The 20,598-nt window shown below is 66.7% G+C and carries 23 protein-coding genes; 17 read left to right on the top strand and 6 right to left on the bottom strand.

Annotated elements, in window-relative coordinates; translation table 11 throughout:
- Positions 1 to 37: 37 nt before the first annotated feature.
- Positions 38 to 751 carry an orotidine-5'-phosphate decarboxylase gene (gene pyrF, locus CH339_RS05345; RefSeq protein WP_111433248.1) on the bottom strand — a complete coding sequence of 238 codons (714 nt, stop codon included), beginning with the start codon at positions 749 to 751 and terminating at the stop codon, positions 38 to 40.
- Positions 752 to 898: 147 nt separating this feature from the next.
- Here pyrF and hisB point away from each other — a divergent pair, with 147 nt between their 5' ends.
- The 5 genes from hisB to hisF are packed head-to-tail and all read left to right on the top strand — an operon-like array spanning position 899 to position 4,223.
- Positions 899 to 1,492, top strand: coding sequence for an imidazoleglycerol-phosphate dehydratase HisB (gene hisB, locus CH339_RS05340; protein ID WP_111433299.1), 594 nt, complete (start codon positions 899 to 901; stop codon positions 1,490 to 1,492).
- 12 nt (positions 1,493 to 1,504) lie between these two features.
- Positions 1,505 to 1,993, top strand: a complete 489-nt coding sequence (locus CH339_RS05335; RefSeq protein ID WP_111433247.1) for a DUF2628 domain-containing protein — start codon at positions 1,505 to 1,507, stop codon at positions 1,991 to 1,993.
- 17 nt (positions 1,994 to 2,010) lie between these two features.
- Positions 2,011 to 2,661 (top strand): imidazole glycerol phosphate synthase subunit HisH, encoded by a 651-nt coding sequence (gene hisH / locus CH339_RS05330; protein ID WP_111433246.1) that lies wholly within the window; start codon positions 2,011 to 2,013, stop codon positions 2,659 to 2,661.
- Positions 2,658 to 3,383 (top strand): 1-(5-phosphoribosyl)-5-[(5-phosphoribosylamino)methylideneamino]imidazole-4-carboxamide isomerase, encoded by a 726-nt coding sequence (gene hisA, locus CH339_RS05325; RefSeq protein ID WP_111433245.1) that lies wholly within the window; start codon positions 2,658 to 2,660, stop codon positions 3,381 to 3,383. Before hisH ends, hisA begins: the two co-directional genes overlap by 4 nt.
- A 60-nt stretch (positions 3,384 to 3,443) precedes the next feature.
- The gene (gene hisF, locus CH339_RS05320; RefSeq protein WP_111433244.1) at positions 3,444 to 4,223 is read left to right on the top strand and encodes an imidazole glycerol phosphate synthase subunit HisF; all 780 of its coding nucleotides are present in this window, start codon (positions 3,444 to 3,446) and stop codon (positions 4,221 to 4,223) included.
- A 586-nt stretch (positions 4,224 to 4,809) separates the two neighbouring features.
- Here hisF and hrcA read toward each other — a convergent pair.
- Complete coding sequence (gene hrcA / locus CH339_RS05315) at positions 4,810 to 5,892, bottom strand: heat-inducible transcriptional repressor HrcA (protein ID WP_207189511.1); 1,083 nt, start codon at positions 5,890 to 5,892, stop codon at positions 4,810 to 4,812.
- 176 nt (positions 5,893 to 6,068) lie between these two features.
- Here hrcA and rph point away from each other — a divergent pair, with 176 nt between their 5' ends.
- From rph to coaA, 10 genes are all read left to right on the top strand, one after another.
- Positions 6,069 to 6,782, top strand: a complete 714-nt coding sequence (gene rph / locus CH339_RS05310; RefSeq protein ID WP_111433243.1) for a ribonuclease PH — start codon at positions 6,069 to 6,071, stop codon at positions 6,780 to 6,782.
- 13 nt (positions 6,783 to 6,795) lie between these two features.
- Positions 6,796 to 7,437 carry an RdgB/HAM1 family non-canonical purine NTP pyrophosphatase gene (gene rdgB, locus CH339_RS05305; protein WP_111433242.1) on the top strand — a complete coding sequence of 214 codons (642 nt, stop codon included), beginning with the start codon at positions 6,796 to 6,798 and terminating at the stop codon, positions 7,435 to 7,437.
- Entirely contained in the window at positions 7,434 to 8,579 is a 1,146-nt protein-coding gene (hemW, locus tag CH339_RS05300; protein WP_111433241.1) for a radical SAM family heme chaperone HemW, read from the top strand. Before rdgB ends, hemW begins: the two co-directional genes overlap by 4 nt.
- A gap of 70 nt (positions 8,580 to 8,649) precedes the next feature.
- Positions 8,650 to 10,140 carry a gamma-glutamyltransferase gene (locus CH339_RS05295; RefSeq protein ID WP_111433240.1) on the top strand — a complete coding sequence of 497 codons (1,491 nt, stop codon included), beginning with the start codon at positions 8,650 to 8,652 and terminating at the stop codon, positions 10,138 to 10,140.
- Between the two features lie 391 nt (positions 10,141 to 10,531).
- Positions 10,532 to 10,834, top strand: coding sequence for a DUF1330 domain-containing protein (locus CH339_RS05290; RefSeq protein ID WP_111433239.1), 303 nt, complete (start codon positions 10,532 to 10,534; stop codon positions 10,832 to 10,834).
- Positions 10,831 to 11,328, top strand: coding sequence for a GNAT family N-acetyltransferase (locus CH339_RS05285; protein WP_111433238.1), 498 nt, complete (start codon positions 10,831 to 10,833; stop codon positions 11,326 to 11,328). Before CH339_RS05290 ends, CH339_RS05285 begins: the two co-directional genes overlap by 4 nt.
- Positions 11,329 to 11,409: 81 nt before the next feature.
- The gene (gene dapB / locus CH339_RS05280) at positions 11,410 to 12,225 is read left to right on the top strand and encodes a 4-hydroxy-tetrahydrodipicolinate reductase (protein ID WP_111433237.1); all 816 of its coding nucleotides are present in this window, start codon (positions 11,410 to 11,412) and stop codon (positions 12,223 to 12,225) included.
- Positions 12,226 to 12,279: 54 nt separating this feature from the next.
- Complete coding sequence (locus tag CH339_RS05275; RefSeq protein WP_111433236.1) at positions 12,280 to 12,900, top strand: 2,3-bisphosphoglycerate-dependent phosphoglycerate mutase; 621 nt, start codon at positions 12,280 to 12,282, stop codon at positions 12,898 to 12,900.
- Between the two features lie 244 nt (positions 12,901 to 13,144).
- On the top strand, positions 13,145 to 13,465 hold the full coding sequence (locus CH339_RS05270; protein ID WP_111433296.1) for a phosphoribosyl-ATP diphosphatase: 321 nt from the start codon (positions 13,145 to 13,147) through the stop codon (positions 13,463 to 13,465).
- A gap of 52 nt (positions 13,466 to 13,517) precedes the next feature.
- Positions 13,518 to 14,471 (top strand): type I pantothenate kinase, encoded by a 954-nt coding sequence (gene coaA, locus CH339_RS05265; protein WP_111433235.1) that lies wholly within the window; start codon positions 13,518 to 13,520, stop codon positions 14,469 to 14,471.
- 205 nt (positions 14,472 to 14,676) lie between these two features.
- Here the strand turns inward: coaA and CH339_RS05260 are convergent, their stop codons facing one another.
- Both CH339_RS05260 and CH339_RS05255 read right to left on the bottom strand, forming a co-directional pair.
- A complete protein-coding gene (locus CH339_RS05260; RefSeq protein WP_111433294.1) occupies positions 14,677 to 15,564 on the bottom strand; it encodes a methylated-DNA--[protein]-cysteine S-methyltransferase in 888 nt (295 codons plus the stop codon).
- 138 nt (positions 15,565 to 15,702) lie between these two features.
- Positions 15,703 to 16,206 carry a DUF2244 domain-containing protein gene (locus CH339_RS05255; protein WP_111433234.1) on the bottom strand — a complete coding sequence of 168 codons (504 nt, stop codon included), beginning with the start codon at positions 16,204 to 16,206 and terminating at the stop codon, positions 15,703 to 15,705.
- Positions 16,207 to 16,228: 22 nt separating this feature from the next.
- Here CH339_RS05255 and nth point away from each other — a divergent pair, with 22 nt between their 5' ends.
- Both nth and CH339_RS05245 read left to right on the top strand, forming a co-directional pair.
- Entirely contained in the window at positions 16,229 to 17,005 is a 777-nt protein-coding gene (gene nth, locus CH339_RS05250) for an endonuclease III (protein WP_111433233.1), read from the top strand.
- Positions 17,006 to 17,192: 187 nt separating this feature from the next.
- Entirely contained in the window at positions 17,193 to 17,528 is a 336-nt protein-coding gene (locus CH339_RS05245) for a hypothetical protein (protein ID WP_111433232.1), read from the top strand.
- Positions 17,529 to 17,532: 4 nt separating this feature from the next.
- On the opposite strand, the gene CH339_RS05240 is transcribed toward CH339_RS05245, so the two are convergent.
- Both CH339_RS05240 and CH339_RS05235 read right to left on the bottom strand, forming a co-directional pair.
- On the bottom strand, positions 17,533 to 17,925 hold the full coding sequence (locus CH339_RS05240) for an acyl-CoA thioesterase (RefSeq protein WP_111433231.1): 393 nt from the start codon (positions 17,923 to 17,925) through the stop codon (positions 17,533 to 17,535).
- A 249-nt stretch (positions 17,926 to 18,174) separates the two neighbouring features.
- The gene (locus tag CH339_RS05235; RefSeq protein ID WP_111433230.1) at positions 18,175 to 20,457 is read right to left on the bottom strand and encodes an NADP-dependent malic enzyme; all 2,283 of its coding nucleotides are present in this window, start codon (positions 20,455 to 20,457) and stop codon (positions 18,175 to 18,177) included.
- Positions 20,458 to 20,598 lie beyond the last annotated feature (141 nt).

Below are 20,598 nucleotides of genomic sequence, written 5' to 3'. Positions count from 1 at the left end.
GACCGGGCCGATGCGAAATGACCCTCTCGCCGGACCCTTATCCCCCGAGCGCCCCCTCGATCTCCGCAACGATCGCCTCCGCCGCCGCGCGCCTGTCGGTCGCGCCGACGACCGGGCGGCCGACGACGAGGTAGTCGGCGCCGGCGCGGATCGCGTCGGCCGGGGTCATGATGCGTTTCTGGTCGCCGATATCCGCGCCCGCCGGGCGGATGCCGGGGGTCACCAGTAGCAGGTCGTCGCCGACTTTTCCCCTCAAGGCCTTAGCCTCCCGGGGCGAGCAGATGACGCCCGCCATGCCGGCGGTCCTGGCATCGAGCGCCCGGTGTCCGACGAGATCGGCAACGCCTTCCGCATAACCCGCCTCCACCAGGTCGCCATCGTCCATCGACGTCAGCACCGTCACGCCGAGGAGCGCCAGCGGCGCATCGCCCCTGGCCGCCACCGCCGCCCGCATCGCCTTCGGATAGGCGTGGATGGTGACGAAGGAAACGCCCATCTTCACGATGTTCTCCACCGCCTTGCCGATGGTGTTGTCGATATCCAGAAGCTTGACGTCGAGGAAGATTTTCTGGCCTTCCCCGGCCAGTTCCCTGGCAAATGCCAGCCCGCCGGCGAACTGGAGCTGCATGCCGATCTTGTAGACGCCGACGGCGCCGCGCGTCTCCTCCACGATGGTGCGGGCCTCGGCAACGGTCGGCACGTCGAGGGCGACCATCAGCCGGTCGGTGGCGGTTTCAGGGCGAAGCGTCATGGCGGGGCTCCTGTCGTCTCGGGGGTCCGCGTCTATATCGCAGGCCTTCGCCGCTTTGCCTAGCGCCGGCCGGGCCTATGCAGGACCGGCCTATGCAGGACCTTGGCGGCTTGATAAAAGACCGCTCGCATGAAGGAGTTCACGACCATGCGCCAGGCGAGCGTTACCCGCACCACCAAGGAAACCGAGATCTCGGTCAGCCTTGATCTCGACGGCACCGGAAAGGGCGATATCGACACCGGTATCGGCTTTTTCGACCATATGCTCGACCAGCTCTCGCGCCACGGCATGATCGACCTGACGGTCCGCGCCAAGGGCGATCTCCACATCGACATGCACCACACGGTGGAGGACACCGGCATTGCGCTCGGCCAGGCGATTGCCGAGGCGCTCGGCGACATGGCCGGCATCACCCGCTATGCCGACGTGCTGCTGCCTATGGACGAGACCCTGACGCGGGCGGCGATCGACGTCTCCGGGCGGCCGTTCCTCGTCTTCAAGGTGAACATTCCGAAGGCCAAGATCGGCGACTTCGACACCGAGCTGGTGGAGGAGTTCTTCCGCGCGATCACCATGAATGCCGGCATCACGCTGCACGTGGAAAATCTCTACGGCACGAACAGCCACCACATCGTGGAAAGTTCGTTCAAGGCGCTGGCAAGGGCGCTGCGCCAGGCGCTGGAGATCGATCCGCGCCGCGCCGGGGCCGTTCCCTCCACCAAGGGCCAGCTCGGCGGATAAGGCATTTCGGCCATGGCAGCCTTCATGGTGATGATCCCGCCGGCCTCCGGCGATCCCTTGAGCGATGCGGTGAGAACCGCCTTCGTCAAGGACGGCTTTTCGTGGGTCGCCCTCTTCTTCGCGCCGCTGTGGGCGCTCTATCACGGCCTCTGGCTGGTGCTCGGCCTGTGGATCGTCGTCAGCCTTGCCATCGGCGCAGTCGGCGACTTTTTTAGCATGGGCGCCGGCGAGGTTCTGTCGCTGGCGTTTTCGCTGCTCTTTGCGCTGGAGGCCAACCAGCTCCGCCGCTGGACCCTGCAGCGCCGCGGCTGGGAGCTTTCCGGCATCGTCGTCGGCCGCGACCGCGAGGACTACGAGCGGCGCTATTTCGACCGCCTGCTGGTACGCGGACAGCCGCAGGACGAGACGATACCTGCAACCGAGCGCCGGCGCGCCGAGCCGCCCAGGACCCGCGCAGGCACCGGCGTCATCGGCTCGATGCCGACGCCAAGGGGGGCGTGAATGCCAGGGGGGTTTTTATGACCGTCGCAATCATCGACTACGGCTCCGGCAATCTGCGCTCGGCCGCAAAGGCCTTCGAGCGCTCCGCCCGCGAAACCGGCCTCGGCCAGGAGATCGTCGTGACCTCCGACCCGGACGTGGTTGCGCGCGCCGAGCGGGTCGTGCTTCCGGGCGTCGGCGCCTTTGCCGACTGCAAGGCCGGGCTCTTTGCCGTCGACGGCATGGCCGAGGCGCTGATGACCGCCGTCGAGACGGATGGAAAACCGTTCCTCGGCATCTGCGTCGGCATGCAGCTCATGGCCGCGCGCGGCCTGGAACACGGCGTCACGGAAGGTTTCGGGTGGATCCCCGGCGAGGTCACCCGGATCGCCCCCGCCGACCCGGGCCTCAAAATCCCGCATATGGGCTGGAACACCATCCGGCTGTTGCGCGACCATCCGCTGATGGACGGCATTGAGACCGGCCCGGACGGGCTGCACGCCTATTTCGTCCACTCCTACCATTTGAAGGCGGAGAACGCAGCCGACATGGTCGCCGTCGCCGACTATGGCGGACCGGTGACGGCAATGGTTTCTCGCGGCAACAAGGTCGGCACCCAGTTCCACCCGGAAAAGAGCCAGGCGCTGGGTTTGGCCCTGATCGCAAATTTCCTGAAGTGGGTGCCATGATCCTCTTTCCCGCCATCGACCTCAAAGACGGCCAATGCGTCCGGCTGAAGCTCGGCGACATGGGCCAGGCCACCGTCTTCAACGACGATCCGGGCGCCCAGGCCAAGGCCTTCGAGGACGCGGGGTTCGAGTATCTCCACGTCGTCGACCTCAACGGCGCCTTCGAAGGCCGCAGCGTCAACGGCGCGGCCGTGGAAGCGATCCGCGCGGCGATCGATATTCCCATTCAGCTCGGCGGCGGCATCCGCGATAGGACCGGCATCGAGGCCTGGCTGGACAAGGGCATTACGCGGGTGATCCTCGGCACCGTCGCCGTGCGTGATCCGGAGCTGGTCAAGGCCGCCTGCAAGGCCCGTCCGGGGCGCATCGCGGTCGGGATCGACGCCAAGGGCGGCAAGGTGGCCGTCGAAGGCTGGGCCGAGACTTCGACGCTTTCCGCCATCGACCTTGCAAAAAAGTTCGAGGACGCGGGCGTTGCCGCGATCATCTACACCGACATCGACCGCGACGGCGTCCTCAAGGGCCTCAACATCCCCTCGACGCTGGAACTCGCCAACGCCGTCACCATTCCCGTCATCGCCTCAGGCGGCCTTGCCTCCATCGACGACGTCAGGCGCCTGACCGAGCCCGACTGCGCGATCCTTCAAGGCGCCATCTCCGGCCGCGCGCTCTATGACGGGCGGCTCGATCCGAAAGAGGCGCTGGCGGTGCTGAAGGGCTGACTTTACGGCCGGCCCGTTCGGTGTCATGACAGCGCCATCACATTTCCCGGACAGCACGCCATGACCCTCAAAGCCCGTGTCATTCCCTGCCTCGACGTCAAGGACGGCCGCGTCGTCAAGGGCGTCAATTTCGTCGACCTGATCGATGCCGGCGACCCGGTCGAGGCCGCCAAGGCCTATGACGCTGCTGGCGCCGACGAGCTCTGCTTCCTCGACATCACGGCAAGCCACGAGGACCGCGGCATCATCCTCGACGTGGTGCGGCGGACGGCGGAGGAATGCTTCATGCCGGTGACGGTCGGCGGCGGCGTGCGCACCACGGAAGACATCCGCAAGCTGCTCGTCGCCGGCGCCGACAAGGTCTCGATCAACACCGCCGCCGTCAACGACCGCGACTTCGTGCGGCGGGCGGCGGAGAAATTCGGCGAGCAGTGCATCGTCGTCGCCATCGACGCCAAGCGGGTGTCGGCCGAGGGCGAGGACCCGCGCTGGGAGATTTTTACCCATGGCGGGCGCAACCCGACCGGCCTCGATGCGGTGGACTATGCCCGCGAGGTGGTTTCCCTCGGGGCCGGCGAGATCCTGCTCACCTCCATGGACCGCGACGGCACAAAGATCGGCTTCGATACGGAGCTGACAAGGACGATCGCCGATGCGGTGCCCGTGCCGGTGATCGCGTCCGGCGGCGTCGGCAATCTCGATCACCTGGTCGACGGAATTACCGAGGGCCACGCGACGGCCGTCCTCGCCGCCTCCATCTTCCACTTCGGCACCCACTCGATCCGCGAGGCCAAGGAGCACATGGCCGCGGCCGGGGTCTCGGTGCGGCTCGACGCCTGAGTTTTTCGGGTTTTCGGCGGTTCCGCGTGCCCACTCCTCAGCCGTCAGCCGACCGCAGCGCAGCGGATGACCGGGGTCGGGCGCTCGTTTTCGATTGCGGCGTCGGCGCCACCGGATAGGCCGCTCTGGATTGCTTCGCTGCGCTCGCAATGACGGCGGATGGGATTTTCATAAATAATTTCAACGTCATTGCGAGGAGGCCGTCAGGCCGACGCGGCAATCCATGCGGCATCGGCGACCTCCTGCAATCTTTGTTTGATGCACTCCCGCGGCCCTATCCTCCTTCGTCACCCCGGCCGTAGCGAAGCGGAGAGCCGGGGCCTATTGCCCACCTCCACACGGTATGTCGGGTGTCGTGTGGAACGGGCATGAGCCCGGGTCGATGCCGTGCGATACCCAAGATGGGCTACGATGCCGAGATGGGCAATGGGCCCCGGGTCGAACCCGGGGTGACGGCCATCATTGGGCCAATGCCATGCTCGAAGCCGCGAGGCTTCGCAAGGCCGAACGATCGTCGGCGTTCGTGCGCCGCCCTCGCGGAGGCCAGCGAGCGAAAGCGAGCGCTCGGCCGCGAGACCAAAAACCCCTATCTCAACAGCTTCCCCACCACCTTCGCCGTATAGTCGACCATCGGGATGATGCGGCCGTAGTTGAGCCTTGTCGGACCGATGACGCCCAGCACCCCGATGATGCGCTGTTCGGTGTCGCGGTAGGGGGCGACGACGAGCGAGGAGCCGGAGAGTGAGAAGAGGTTGTTTTCCGAGCCGATGAAGATGCGCACGCCGTCGCCGCGTTCGGCCGAGCCGAGGAGGTGGATCAGCTCCTGCTTGGTCTCCAGCTCGTCGAAGAGCCGGCGGATGCGCTCCAGGTCCTCCTGGGCGCGCACGTCCTCCAGGAGGTTGGCGCGGCCGCGGACGATGAGCTGGCCGGGGGAATCCTTGGAGGCGCCGGACCAGCTCGCGAGCCCCTCGTCGACGATCCGCCGCGTCAGCGCATCGACTTCTGCCTGGGCCTCGGCCCGCCGGCGCTCGATCTCGGTGCGCGCATCGGCCAGCGTCTTGCCGCGGATCTGGGCGTTGAGGTAGTTCGTCGCCTCCGTCAGCGCCGAGGCCGGCAGGCCCGGCGGCAGGTCGATGATGCGGTTTTCCACCGAGCCGTCCTCGCCGACGAGGATGACCAGCGAGCGGGTCGGCTCCAGGCGCACGAACTCGATGTGCTTGACCCGCATGTCGCTCTTGTGGGTGAGCACCACGCCGGCGCCGCGCGACAGGCCGGAGAGCGTCTGGCTCGCCTCGGTCAGCAGCGATTCGACCGAGCGGTCGGCCCCGGCCGTCTGCATGTCGGCCTCGATCCGCTTGCGCTCGTCGGAGGAAAGGTCGCCGACTTCCAAAAGCGCGTCGACGAAGAAGCGCAGCCCCTGCTCGGTCGGCAGGCGCCCGGCGCTGACATGGGGCGCGAAGATGAGACCCAGATGTTCCAGGTCGGCCATGACGTTGCGCACCGATGCCGGCGAAAGCGCCATCGGCAACAGCCGCGACAGATTGCGCGAGCCGACCGGCTCGCCGGTCTCCAGATAGCTTTCCACGATCTGCTTGAAGATATCACGCGAGCGCGCGTCCAGATCCTTCAGGCTGATCGAGGAGGAAAGGCTGGTCACAAGGTCACCCAAAGGGCTCTCCGGTTTTCAGGGAACGGGTCGAACGGTGATTCTAACGGCAAAACGTGGCGAAGATGCAAGCCGGACTTTACGGCGCCGCGCCGGCAACGCTACAAGGCGCAATCCGATGCCGCGCCTTACCGCGGCCTTGTGACCATCGCCGCGATGCGGTGCAAATGGAGAGATCGATGCGCCCATCGAAACGCGCCGCCGACGAAATGCGGTCGGTGACCCTGGAACGCGGCTATTCGCGCCATGCGGAAGGCTCGTGCCTCGTCAAGTTCGGAGAGACACATGTCCTGTGCACGGCGAGCCTTGAGGAACGCGTGCCGCCCTGGCTGCGCGGCCAGAATCGCGGCTGGGTGACGGCCGAATACGGCATGCTGCCGCGCGCCACCGGCGAGCGCATGCGCCGCGAGGCGACCGCCGGCAAGCAGTCCGGCCGGACCCAGGAGATCCAGCGCCTGATCGGCCGCTCGCTCCGGGCCGTCGTCAACCTGGAAGCCCTCGGCGAGCGCCAGATCACCGTCGACTGCGACGTCATCCAGGCCGATGGCGGCACCCGCACGGCGTCGATCACCGGCGCCTGGGTCGCCCTCAACGACTGCCTGTCCTGGATGAAGGCCCGCGACATGGTCCGCGACAACGTCTTGACCGACCACATCGCGGCGATCTCCTGCGGCATCTATGCCGGAACGCCGGTCATCGACCTCGACTATCTGGAAGACTCCGATGCCGAGACCGACGCCAATTTCGTCATGACCGGCGCCGGCGGCATCGTCGAAATCCAGGGCACCGCCGAGGGCGCGCCGTTCTCGCGCGACGAGTTCAACAGCCTCCTCGATCTGGCGTCCGCCGGCATCACGCGGCTGGTCGACCTGCAGAAGATGGCGATCTCTTGAAGGCACTGGCGCCATGACCGTTCGCAAACTCACCGAGCCGCGCCTGGTGGTCGCCAGCCATAACGCGGGAAAGGTGCGCGAGATCAATGATCTCGTCGCCCATTTCGGAATCGAAACGGTCTCGGCGGGAACCCTCGACCTGGCCGAACCGGAAGAGACCGGCACGACGTTCACCGAGAATGCCGGCATCAAGGCGCTGGCCGCGGCAACGGCCTCGGGACTGCCGGCGCTGGCCGATGATTCGGGGCTGGCGGTGGAGGCGCTGGGCGGCGATCCGGGCATCCATTCGGCGCGCTGGGCAGGAGCGGACCGCGACTTCGCCATGGCCATGCGCAATATCGAGGAAAAGCTGCAAGCCGCCGGCGCGACGACGCCGGAGAAGCGCCGGGCCAAGTTCGTCGCCGCGCTCTGCCTTGCGTGGCCCGACGGCCACCGCGAGGATTTTCTCGGCGAGGTCGAAGGCACGCTGGTCTGGCCGCCACGCGGGACCGCGGGCTTCGGCTATGACCCGGTGTTCCTGCCGGACGGCCATGAGCGCACCTTCGGCGAGATGACGGCGGAGGAAAAGCACGGCTGGAAGCCCGGCGAGCCGGAGGGGCTTTCCCACCGCGCCCGCGCCTTTGCCAAGTTCGCCGCGGCGTGCCTCGAAAAATGACAGAACCCTTTGGCGTCTACGTCCACTGGCCGTTCTGCGCCGCTAAATGCCCCTATTGCGATTTCAACAGTCATGTCCGCCATGGCGGCATCGACGAGGCGCGCTTTACCGCTGCGTATTTGAAGGAAATCGCGACGACGGCCGAGCGCATTCCCGGCCGCAGGGTTTCCAGCGTCTTTTTCGGCGGTGGTACGCCGTCGCTGATGAAGCCGGCAACGGTCTCGGCCATCCTTGAGGCCATCGCCCGGCACTGGACGCTGGAGGACGGCGCGGAAGTCTCGCTGGAAGCGAACCCCAACAGCGCCGATGCGGAGAATTTTTCCGGCTACCGCGCCGCCGGCGTCAACCGGCTTTCCCTCGGTGTACAGTCGCTCAACGACGTCGACCTGAAATTCCTCGGCCGGCTGCACGATGCGAACGAGGCGCTCGGCGCCATCGAGCTTGCCCGAAAAACCTTTCCTCGGCTGTCCTTCGATCTCATCTACGCCCGGCCGGACCAGACCCTTGCCGCCTGGACGCGCGAACTTGAGCGCGCCATCGGCTATGCGGCCGACCATCTGTCGCTCTACCAGCTCACCATCGAGCCCGAAACGCCGTTCGCACGGCTGCGCGCCGCCGGCAAGCTGAGCGTTCCGCCGGACGACCGCGCCGCCGACCTCTATACGGCGACGGCCGAGATCTGCGCCGCCAACGGCCTTCCGGGCTACGAGATCTCCAACCACGCCGCCCCCGGCGCGGAATGCCGCCACAATCTCCTCTACTGGCGCTACGGCGAATATGCCGGCATCGGCGCAGGCGCCCATGGCCGGCTGATCGAGGGCCCGACCCGCACGGCGACGGCGACCGAGCCCAATCCGGAGCGCTGGCTCGACCTCGTCGAGCGCCACGGCCACGGCAGGATCGCCGACGAGGTACTGACCGCCGAAGAGGTGGGAGACGAATTCCTCCTGATGGGCCTCCGGCTTGCCGAGGGCGTCGACCTTGCCCGCTTCGAGCTTCTGTCCGGGCGGACCTTGAGCCCGTCGCGTCGCGCCGACCTCATCGCCCACGGGCTCGTGGAGGAACTCGGTCCCGCGCGCCTACGCACCACGCCTGCCGGCGCCCTCGTGCTCGATGCGGTCGTCGCCGACCTCGCCGCTTAAGTCTCCCCCGGGGCCTTCCCGCGCCAATCCGGCGCTTGCCAAGCCGCAAGCGGACCGCAATAACGGCTGAATGACCTACCGACACGGACGATACGGCGCCGTTGCCGCCGGCCATGGCGTCACCGCGGCGGCGGCCGAGGAAATCCTCGCCGAGGGCGGCAACGCCTTCGATGCGGCGATTGCGGCGCTGTGGACGGCGTGCGTTGCCGAGCCTGTGTTCGCCTCGCCCGGCGGCGGCGGTTTTCTGATGGCCCGGCCGGCGGCCGGCGCGCTGACGCTCTACGATTTCTTCGTCGACACGCCGCTGAAAAAACGTCCCGAGGACGACATCGAATTTGCCGAAATCCTCGCCGATTTCGGGACGGCCACCCAGGCCTTCCATATCGGCGCGGGGGCGGCGGCGACGCCGGGCTTCGTGCCGGGCCTCTTTGCGGTCCATGCCGCCCATGGCCGCGTTCCCATGAAGCGGCTGGTGGAGCCGGCGATCCGCGCTGCGCGGGAAGGCGTGACCGTCACCGCGTTCCAGGCCTTCCTCTTCAAGGTGGTGAGCCCGATCCTCATCTGGACCGCGCCGGCCCGCGCCGTCTTTTCGCCGAACGACAAGCTGCTGGAAGAGGGCGCGCCCTATCGCAACCCCGACCTTGCCGATGTCCTCGACGAGATCGGCCGGGAGGGCGAGCGCTTTGCCCGCGAGGGCGAATTGGCCGCCGCCATGCTCGGCGAGACGCGCGAGGCCGGCCACCTGACGCGCGAGGATCTCGTTTCCTACGAGGTGGCGCGGCGCGAGCCGATCCGGCGGAAGCTGCCAGGCTGGGAGATCGCCCTCAATCCGGCGCCCTCCATGGGCGGCACGCTGATCGCCGCGATGCTCTCCGCCCGCGATCCCCTGCGCCGCCCCGATGCGCTCGCGCTTGCCGAGGCGATCGATGCCACCGACCGGCGCTGGCGCGAGGCGCCGACGGATCCTGGCCGGCTGCTGGGCACCGCCCAGCCGCTCGTTGCCGGGCTCGCCACCCGCGGCACCACCCATGTCGGCGTCGTCGACCGGGAGGGCAATGTCGCCGCCGTCACCGTCTCCAATGGCGAGGGCAACGGGCGCATCGTCCCCGGCTGCGGCTTCATGCTCAACAACATGCTCGGCGAGGAGGACGTCAATCCGGGCGGCTTCCACCGCTGGGCGACCGGCGCACGGCTGTCCTCCATGATGGCGCCGACGGTCGCGGTCTCCGGGGCGGGCGACCTCGTTGCGCTGGGCAGCGGCGGCTCCAACCGCATCCGCACTGCCGTCCTGCAGGTGCTGATCCACCGGCTGGAAAAGGGCCTCGACCTGGAAGCCGCCGTCACCGCGCCGCGCATGCACGTGGAAAAAGGCCATCTCGACTTCGAGGATTTCTTTGGCGAGGAGGCGCGGACTGCGCTTATGGAAGCGTTCCGCGACCACCGCGCCTGGCCCGAGCCGAGCCTTTTTTACGGCGGCGTCCATTCGGTCGAACGCCGCGCCGATGGCGCCTTTGCCGGCAGCGGCGATCCGCGCCGCGAGGGCGTTTTTAAGGTGGTGTGATCGGTCGAAGGGCGCGTCGCCTGCCATCATATGGAAAGGCGACGCTGCCGCGAAGTCGTTCGTCGGCGGTCCCTGCCGCTCCGCCCTCCCCACTCTCCGCGTCATCACCGGGCTTGACCCGGTGATCCATGATGCGTCGCGGCACACATCGACTTTCTCGTTTGAAATCAATGCCTCATGGATTGCCGGGTCGAGCCCGGCAATGACGCCGAGGAAGGGGGCACGTGAGGCGCAGAACCGGAACTGCCTACATCGACGCTTACCCATGGCGTCGGTTTTCGAGCCGCATTTGCCTGAAACGACGCGATTTTTGCCTCCGACAGTGGATTCCGCCGGCCGATGGCGCCAAACTCTCCGCCCGACCATTGATAGCCGACGAAGGACAACCGCCATGGCCAAGGGCTATTGGATCGCCCGCATGACCGTCGACGATGCGGACGCCTACAAGGCCTATGTCGAGGCGGGAAGCGCCGCCTTTGCCAAATACGGCGCCCGGTTCCTCGTCCGCGGCGGCGAATTCACCGCGCCGGAGGGTACGCCGCGCGACCGCAATGTGGTCATCGAGTTCAAGGACTTTGAGACGGCGCTCGCCTGTTACAACTCGCCGGAATACCAGGCGGCCCGGGAAAAGCGCCTGCCCTGTTCCGAAGGCGAGCTCATCCTCGTCCACGGCTATGAGGGGCCTCAGCCGTGACGCCGGACGACATCGAGGTCCGCACGGCCCGGGCGCCGGAGACGGTGGCGCTGCACGAAATGTGGCTCACCGCGCCCGATCGGTACGACTGGGCGCCGGCGGAGAGCGATGATGCGCCGCTGCTTGCCGAACTCGACGTGCTGGTCGCCGACCGCCGGGTCTGGGCCGCGTTCGACGCCGATGGTGCGCCGGTCGGACTGGCGGCAGCCGGCGAGATCGATTCCCAGCTCTTCCTTTCCGTCCTCGGCGTGGCGGAAGACGCCCGCCTTCAGGGCATCGGAAGGAGGCTCTTGGAGCCCGTCGTGGATTTCGGCATCGCCGCGCAATACCCGGCTCTCGTCACCGTCACAGCACGGCATGGCGCCGGCGCCACATTCCTGCGCCATTGCGGCTTTGTCGACCTGCCGGAGGGTCGGGAGTCCGCCGGCCTTGCCGCCCTCCTCGGCGACGATCCCAACGCGCCGATCAAGTGTGCCCTCGCCCGCCGTCTTTAGCCTTCCCGCAACCGCTCACCCCTTTGCCGGACTGCGGTCGCCTGCTATAGACCCGGACGAATAGATTTTGCGGAGCAGCATATGTCCGACATGCGTCTGGTCGTGGTCGGTGCCGGTGGCCGGATGGGCCGCGCCCTCATCACAGCAGTGACCGAAATGGACGGCGTCGTCCTTTCCGGCGCCATCGAGCGCGAGGGCTCGGACTGCCTCGGCATGGACGCCGGAACGCTCGCCGGCGTCGGCGAGAACGGCGTTGCCGTCACCGAGGACGCGCTCGCTGCCTTTGCCGCCTCGGAGGGGGTGCTCGACTTCACGACGCCCGAGGCATCGCTCTGGTTTTCGGAACTCGCCGCCCAGGCCCGCATCGTCCATGTCATCGGGACCACCGGCATTTCGGCCGAGGACGAGGAGCGCATTGCCGCTGCCGGCCGCCACTGCGCGACCGTCAAGTCTGGAAACATGAGCCTCGGCGTCAACCTTGCCGCGCAGCTCGTGCGCGAGGCGGCGCGGGCGCTCGATGAGGACTTCGACATCGAAGTGCTGGAAATGCACCACAAGCACAAGGTCGACGCCCCCTCCGGCACCGCGCTGATGCTCGGCCGCGCCGCCGCGGAAGGCCGCGGCATCGACCTCGACAGCCGCTCGGTGCGCAGCCGCGACGGCATTACCGGCCCGCGCCCGAAGGGCGACATCGGCTTTGCGACGCTGCGCGGCGGCTCCGTCGTCGGCGAGCACAGCGCCGTCTTCGCCGGCGAGGGCGAGCGCATCGTCATCTCCCACATCGCCCAGGACCGGTCGATCTTTGCCCGCGGCGCCGTCAAGGCGGCCCTATGGGCGCGCGGCCGCAAACCCGGGCTGTTCTCCATGGCCGACGTTCTCGGGCTGACCGGCGCCTGAACCGCCCCGCCCGGACCGATGGCCGACCGCAATTCGACGAAAGGGACAAAGACTATGGAACGTCTTCTCGTGCTCGTGCGCCATGGCCAGAGCGAATGGAATCTCAAGAACCTCTTCACCGGCTGGAAGGACGTCGACCTCACCGACAAGGGCGTCGCCGAGGCGATCTCCGCCGGCAAGAAGCTGAAGGACGAAGGGCTCCGGTTCGATGCCTGCTACACCTCGGCCCTGAAGCGGGCCCAGAGGACGCTCGACCTGATGCTCGCCGAACTCGGCCAGAACGACCTGCCGATCACCCGCGACCAGGCCCTCAACGAGCGCGACTACGGCGACCTCGTCGGCCTCAACAAGGACGACGCGCGCGAGAAATGGGGCGACGAGCAGGTCCATGTCTGGCGCCGCTCCTACGACGTGCCGCCGCCGGGCGGCGAGAGCCTGAAGGACACCGCTGCGCGCGTGCTGCCCTACTTCAAGGAGCACATCCTGCCGCGCGTCCTCGGTGGCGAGCGCATCCTCGTCTCCGCCCACGGCAACTCGCTGCGCGCCCTGATCATGGATCTGGAAAAGATGTCCGGCGAGGAGATCGTCAAGCGCGAGCTCGGCACCGGCGTTCCGATGATCTACCGCCTCAACGAGGACGCCTCGGTTGCCGAATACCGCGATCTGAAGGGCTGAGGCGCCGTTGCAGGCGCCCGCCGGATGACAGAAACGAAAGGGCCCGGGGACGTCGGTTCGTCGGGCTCTTTTCTTGGCCTCGATGCTTTCCGCCAAGTCCCCATCGATTAAGGAAAAATGCCGAATCATGGCACCCTCTTTGTCGCGGTCGGGTGGTTGCGGATGGCATTTCGATGAAATTCCTGCTTAAAATCGCAACGCGTTTGCAGTGCAACATGGCGCCGACGACCTGCCGGCGAAGAACATGACAGATTTCACCCTTAAAGATCTGGCCGAGACCATCGCCGTGCGGGCCCGCTCCGACGACGAAAAATCCTATACCCGCAAGCTGATCGGCAAGGGGATTTCCAAATGCGCCCAGAAGCTGGGCGAAGAAGCCGTGGAAGCGGCCATCGCCGCGGTCGAACGTGACCACGACGGATTGCGGTCCGAAGCGGCCGATGTGCTCTACCATCTGCTGGTCGTGCTGGAAGCATCTGGCGTCACGCTCGACGAGGTGATGGCCGAGCTGGAAGGGCGCACCGGCCGGACGGGCCTGGAGGAAAAGGCGTCGCGAGCGGGCTGAAGACCCGTCGCCGAAGCGTGCTGAGGAGCGGTGGTTGACGACCGCAACGACGATGGACCAGATCAATCGCAGCGAACTGACCCCCTACCGGCAATTCTCGCGTGACCAATGGGCGCGGCTGCGTGCCGACACGCCGATGACGCTGAGGCCGGACGAGGTCAAGCGGCTGCACAGCCTCAACGATCCGTTCTCCATGGACCAGGTGGAGGAGATCTACCTGCCGCTGTCGCGGCTCTTGTCCTTCTATGTCGAGGCGACGCTGAACCTGCACGCCTCGACCAAGCGCTTCCTCGGCACCACTGACGGCAAGATGCCCTTCGTCATCGGCATCGCCGGCTCGGTCGCCGTCGGCAAGTCGACGACGGCGCGGATCTTGAAGGCGCTGCTTGCCCGCTGGCCGGCAAGCCCCAAGGTCGACCTCATCACCACCGACGGCTTTTTGTTGCCGAACGCGGTGCTGGAGGCGGAAGGGCTGATGAACCGCAAGGGCTTTCCGGAGAGCTACGACGTCGGCGCGCTTCTGCGCTTCCTTACCGACATCAAGGCCGGCAACGATGCGGTCCGTGCGCCGGTCTATTCCCACTTCCACTACGACGTCATGCCGGGCCAGACGATCGCCGTCGACCGGCCGGACATCCTGATCCTGGAAGGCCTCAACATCCTGCAGACCGGCAACATGCCGCCGGACGGCAAGGCGATCCCGTTTGTCTCCGACTTCCTGGATTTCTCGATCTATATCGACGCCGACACGGAAGACGCCCACCGCTGGTATGTGGAGCGGTTCATGCGTCTGCGCGAGACCGCGTTCAAGGACCCCGGCTCTTACTTCCACCGCTATTCGCAGCTTTCCGCCGAGGAAGCGCTGGCTACCGCGAACCGGCTGTGGACCGAGATCAACCTCGCCAACCTCAACGAAAACATCCTGCCGACGCGGCTGAGGGCCGACCTTATTTTGGCAAAGGACCCGAACCATCGCATCGAAACGGTGGCGCTCAGGAAGCTTTGAGGGGCGGGCACTGACCGGGTCGATCGAGTAGTCGTCAAAGCCTTTTGTGTTGAGGGACCAGGGCCGGGTATTTTGAACGGCCGCTCTGGATTGCTTCGCTACGCTCGCAATGACGGTGTTGGGAATTGCTTTGTATTTTCAGCGTCATTGCGAGGAGGCCGTAGGCCGACGCGGCAATCCAGGGCCACCGACTACGCCGGTCGAATCACTCCCCCGCGCTGCCGGAAAGGCCCGCCTCCCAGCCGAGGATGGCGCGCTTGCGGGTCAGGCCCCAGTGGTAGCCGGTGATAGCGCCGGAGCGGCCGAGCACGCGGTGGCAGGGGACGACGAAGGAGATCGGGTTTCGCCCGACCGCGCCGCCGACGGCGCGCGCCGCCTTCGGCTTGCCGAGGTGCTCGGCGATGTCGGAATAGGTCGTTGCCTTGCCGAACGGTATCGCCAGCAGCGTCGACCAGACCCGGACCTCGAAGTCGGTGCCGATGAAGACCACCCGGAGCGGCGTTTGCGGGTCCCAATGGCCCGGGTCGAATATCCGCGAGGCGAAGGGCGCGGTGGCGGTAAGGTCCTCCACATAGTCGGCGTTCGGCCAGCGGGCGGCCATGTCTTCGAAGGCGGCCCCTTCCGCGCTGAGATCGTCGGCGAAGGCGAGGCCGGCGAGGCCGTGCTCGGTGATCATGACGAGCGCCCGGCCGAAGGGCGAGGGATGGAAACCCCAGCGGATCTCGATGCCGCCGCCCCGTGCCTTGTAGTTGCCGGGCGTCATCGCCTCGTAGGAGACGAACAGATCGTGCAGGCGGCCGGGGCCGGAGAGCCCCACTTCATAGGTGGCATCGAGCACGCTCGCCGAATCGCGCAGCAGCGCGCGCGCGTGATCGAGGGTCAGCGCCTGCAGGAACTGCTTCGGCGACAGGCCGCACCAGCGGGTGAAGAGGCGCTGGAAATGGGCCGGCGACATGCCGACCGAGGCGGCGATCGCCTCCAGCGGCGGCTGGTCGAGCCTGTTCTCAGTGATGAAGGTGATGGCGCGGCGGACGATGTCATAGTCGCGCGCGGATTGCGGGTCCAACGGCAGAACCCCGTTTCGGTCCGGCATGATGACCGATCCCTGGATCGCGTTCATGGCTCTTCACTCCCTTTCCACAGCCAACACTAGGAAGAGGGAAAAAGCGAGACCACCCGAAACGTGCGCCGCAAGATTTGCGTTCTAAAATTCGCGCCCGGAGGGAAAACCTCAGGCCGGCTGCAGCGGCCCGGACCGGGCCGCGTTGAGCGCGCCGGAAAAGGCGTTGGCGAAGCTCTCGCGGTCGGCGGGATTGAGGAAGCCGCCGAGCACCAGGTCGATGCCGCGGCCGACCAGCGAGACCTTCACGCAGCCCTCGTCTTCCAGCCGCGTCACCGAAAGCCGTATCCAAAGCGGATTGAATCGGTAATCCTCGATCCGGCCCGAAGGCGAGACCTTGCGCACATGGACCTCGTGGTAGGACACATTGACCTCTTCATAGGCGCGCCCGGACCGGTAGCTGAGGCGGAAGGCGAGCCAAAGGGCCGCGATATCGAGGCCGAAAAAGCCGGCCACCGGCCAGGCGCCCATCGACCAGAAGACCAGACCGGAGGACAGGCAGACCAGACCGGCAACGATCATCACCGCCCTGAACCCGCTGCGCGGCAGGGAGCGGTGCGGCGTCACCAGCGCCGAAAAGAACGGGTCGTCGGTTTCCGGATTGCGGTCACCCATAACGACTAAGTATATCTACGTGATGGCGAAAACAAAGACGGAAAATAACCTTTCGGCGCAGGAATCGGCCGCCAAACCGGCCTCCGGCAAGGCGGGCGGGACCAAAAAGGCCCCTGCGAAGAAGCCCGCCGCCCGCAAGCGCCGGGCCCGCTGCCGCTATTCGCGCGAGGAGATTTACGACATCTTCTCAAGGCTTTCGGAGATGAACCCGGAGCCGGCGAGCGAGCTCGACTACGTCAATCCGTACACGCTCCTGGTCGCCGTGGTGCTGTCGGCGCAGGCGACGGATGTCGGCGTCAACAAGGCGACGAAGCCGCTCTTTGCGGTCGCTGACACGCCGGAGAAAATGGTCGCGCTCGGCGAGGACGCGGTCCGCGACTACATCAAGACCATCGGGCTCTATCGCAACAAGGCCAAGAACGTCATTGCGCTCTCCGAAGCGCTGATCGCGGAGCATGGCAGCGAGGTGCCGCGCTCGCGCGAGGCGCTGGAGGCGCTGCCGGGCGTCGGCCGCAAGACCGCGAACGTCGTGCTCAACGTCGCCTATGGCGAGCCGACGATCGCCGTCGATACCCACATCTTCCGGATCGGCAACCGCACCGGGCTCGCCCCCGGCAAGACGCCGCTGGAGGTGGAACAGGAGCTGGAGCGGATCGTGCCGGATGATTTTTTGCGGCACGCCCACCACTGGCTGATCCTGCACGGGCGCTATGTCTGCAAGGCGCGCAAGCCCGCCTGCCCCAACTGCGTCATCCGCGACATCTGCAAGGCGCCGGACAAGACCCTGGCTGCGGCATAGGGCGCGGCCGTCGGGAACCGTTGGGGCCTCCCCCGCATTCCTCCCGTCAGCGGCACCGGGGCGCGTGCGCGAAAAGGTCCCTGCTGCCCTATTCATGAACCATTCACGCGGTCTGATAGACAACAGTCACCGATTCGGCGCCCGGCAACGGGCGCCTTTCACTTCAAAAAGGGAGTTTTCAGAACCCATGACGACGACACGCATTTCGACACGCCTCGCCGTTGCTGCCGCCCTTGCCGCGCCGCTGATGCTCGGCATCGCCGCCCAGCCGGCCGCCGCCAAAGACATTCAGGACATCTGCCGCAACTATGCCCAGCGCGCCGTCGACGACAACGCCGAAAACGTCAGGATGAACTGCGGCTTCAACGGCAACCGCTGGAATGCCTCCAAGCAGTTCCACGCCGCCTGGTGCCGCGAACGCAAGGCCAATCGCGGCAAGATGCGCGACCAGGAGCAGGAGCGCGCCAAGCAGCTTCAGAAATGCGCCAACAAGAACAAGCCGCGCCGCGACAAGAAGGGCTGATCCCTCAGGCCTCCGGCGGCACCACCATCGACAGGCCGTTCTCGTCGAGGGCCACATAGGTGAAGATCGCCTTCGTCACCCGTTCGCGCCTGCCGAGGCGGTCGCGCAGGGCCCAGGCCTCGATGCCGACGCGGATCGAAGTGCGCCCTACATTCAAGAGCTCGGTATAGACGCACATCACGTCGCCGATCTTGACCGGGCGGATGAAGGTCATCGCCTCGACGCCCACGGTGACGACGCGGCTGCGGGCGCGATCGCCGGCGCACAGCCCGCCGGCAACGTCCATCTGCGACAGCACCCAGCCGCCGAAGATATCGCCGGCCGGGTTGGCATCCGCCGGCATGGCAAGGATGCGGATGGTCAACTGGCCGCGCGGCTGGTTTTCTTCTTCGCTCATGTCCGTCTCGTTCCTGGCTCGGCGCGCCGCTCCATGGCGCGTGCCGATCGTTCGCATGTGGAGAGATGCCGGCACGCCTTTCCGCGCCGGCAGAGATCGTTCGGTCTGCCCCTGCCCCTTCGCGCCGCGTTTTTTGCGGCCAGGGCATGTCGCGTTTCATGTGAAACATGCCTTGGTCCGATGTTCTAGCGCGATTTCCTGTCCGGAAAATCCGTCAACGCCTTGGGAAAGCGCTTTGCGGGGCCGGCGTCATGCTCCCAGATTATAGGCGGAGATCGCCGCCATGTTGACGATATCGGAATCCCGTGCGCCGAGCGGCAGGATCTGCACCGGCTTGTCGAGACCGGTCAGCAGCGGCCCGATCACCGTGGAGCCGGCCAGTTCCTGCAGCATCTTGGTGGAGATCGAGGCGGCGTGGAAGGCCGGCATGATCAGCACATTGGCCGGACCCGACAGCCGGCAGAACGGATAGCGCGCCATCAGATCGGCATTGAGCGCCACGTCGGCGGCCATCTCGCCGTCGAACTCGAAGTCGACGCGCCGGCGCTCCAGGATCTGTACCGCCTCCTTCAGCCGCTCCGCACGCTCGCCCGGCGGATGGCCGAAGGTGGAATAGGCGAGCATGGCGACCCGCGGCTCGTAGCCGAGGCGGCGGGCGACGGAGGCCGCCTCCTCGGCAATGTCGGCAAGCTCCTCCGACGTCGGCATGTCGATGACGGCGGTGTCGGCGACCAGCACCGTACGGCCGCGCGACAGGGCGATGGAGACGCCGATCACCCGGTGGCCGGGTTTCGGATCGATGACGTCGCGAATGGCGCCGAGCGCGATGGAGTAGTTGCGGGTCAGGCCCGTCACCATGGCATCGGCATCGCCGAGCGCCACCATGCAGGCGCCGAAATAGTTGCGGTCGTTGTTGGCGAGCCGGATGCAGTCGCGCTTCAGGAAGCCGCGGCGCTGCAGGCGGCTGTAGAGGAAGTCCGCATAGTCGCCGCTACGGTCCGACGTGCGGGCATTCTCCACGACGATGCCGTCGCGCAGTTCGACGCCGGCCTCGGCCGCCCGTTCCTGGATCTCGTCGGTGCGCCCGACCAGGATCGCTGTGCCGAGCCCCTGCGAGACGAAGCTCGCGGCGGCGCGGATGACCTGGTCCTCCTCGCCTTCGGCAAAGACCACCCGGCGCGGGTTCTGGCGCACCTTGGAAAAGATGCTCTGCAGGGTGCCGGCGACCGGATCGCGGCGGGCATTCAGCCCTTCGGCATAGGCGTGCATGTCGACGATCGGCCGGCGGGCAACGCCACTCTCCATCGCCGCACGGGCCACCGCCGGGGGCACCTTGGAGATCAGCCGCGGGTCGAACGGCACCGGGATGATGTAGTTGGGGCCGAATTTCGGCCGGTTGCCGCGATAGGCGGAGGCGACCTCGTCGGGCACGTCTTCCCGCGCCAATTCGGCGAGCGCTTCGACGGCGGCGATCTTCATGGCGTCGTTGATGGTCGTCGCCTGGACGTCGAGCGCGCCGCGGAAGATGTAGGGAAAGCCCAGCACATTGTTGACCTGGTTCGCATAGTCGGACCGGCCGGTCGCCATGATGGCATCTTGGCGGACCTCGGCAACCTCCTCCGGCGTGATCTCCGGATCCGGATTGGCCATGGCGAAGATGATCGGGTTCGGCGCCATCGCGGCGACCATGTCCTGGGTCAGCGCGCCCTTGGCCGAGACGCCGAAGAAGACGTCGGCACCGTCAAGCGCCTCGGCGAGGCTGCGGGCCTTGGTGTTCGTGGCGTGGGCGGACTTCCACTGGTTCATGCCCTCTTCGCGGCCGACATAGATCGGCCCCTTGGTGTCGCACAGCGTGATGTTTTCGTGGCGCATGCCCATCGCCTTGACCAGCTCCACACAGGCGATGCCGGCGGCGCCGGCGCCGTTGCAGACGAGCTTGACGTCGGCCATCTCGCGGCCGGTCAGGTGCAGCGCGTTGAGGATGCCGGCCGTGGCGATGATCGCCGTGCCGTGCTGGTCGTCATGGAACACCGGAATGTCCATGAGCTCGCGCAGCCGGCTTTCGATGATGAAGCAGTCCGGTGCCTTGATGTCCTCAAGATTGATGCCGCCGAAGGAGGGCCCGAGATAGCGCACGCTGTCGACGAACGCATCGACGTCCTGGGTGTCGATCTCCAGGTCGATGGAATCGACGTCGGCAAAGCGCTTGAACAGCACCGCCTTTCCTTCCATCACCGGCTTGGAGGCGAGCGCGCCGAGATTGCCGAGGCCGAGAATAGCCGAGCCGTTGGAAATGACGGCGACGAGATTGCCGCGGGTGGTGTAGTCGAAGGCGCGACTCGGATCGTCGGCGATGGCGCGTACGGGAACGGCGACGCCCGGCGAATAGGCCAGCGACAGGTCGCGCTGGGTCGCCATCGGCTTGGTCGGGGTGATCTCCAGCTTGCCCGGCCGGCCCTGCTGGTGGAACAGCAGCGCTTCCTGGTCGGTAAAGGACGGTCCCGACTTATCGGACTTGTCGCTCCCTGGCATTCTTTTTACTCGCTTGTTTTCGGTCTTTTTGAGGGTTGCCGCCGTGCGGCGGGGGTGAGGACAATATCCGCGCGACCGACTATCCACAACCCGATGCCGGGACTGCTCTGGGGCGATGAATCCGCATGGCAGTTCTGATAC

It is taken from the genome of Rhodobium orientis (genome assembly GCF_003258835.1).
In the GTDB taxonomy this organism is placed as follows: Bacteria; Pseudomonadota; Alphaproteobacteria; order Rhizobiales; family Rhodobiaceae; genus Rhodobium; species Rhodobium orientis.
The sequence above is the reverse complement of the archived record's forward strand: the minus strand, read 5'-3'. Positions and strand labels throughout refer to the sequence as shown.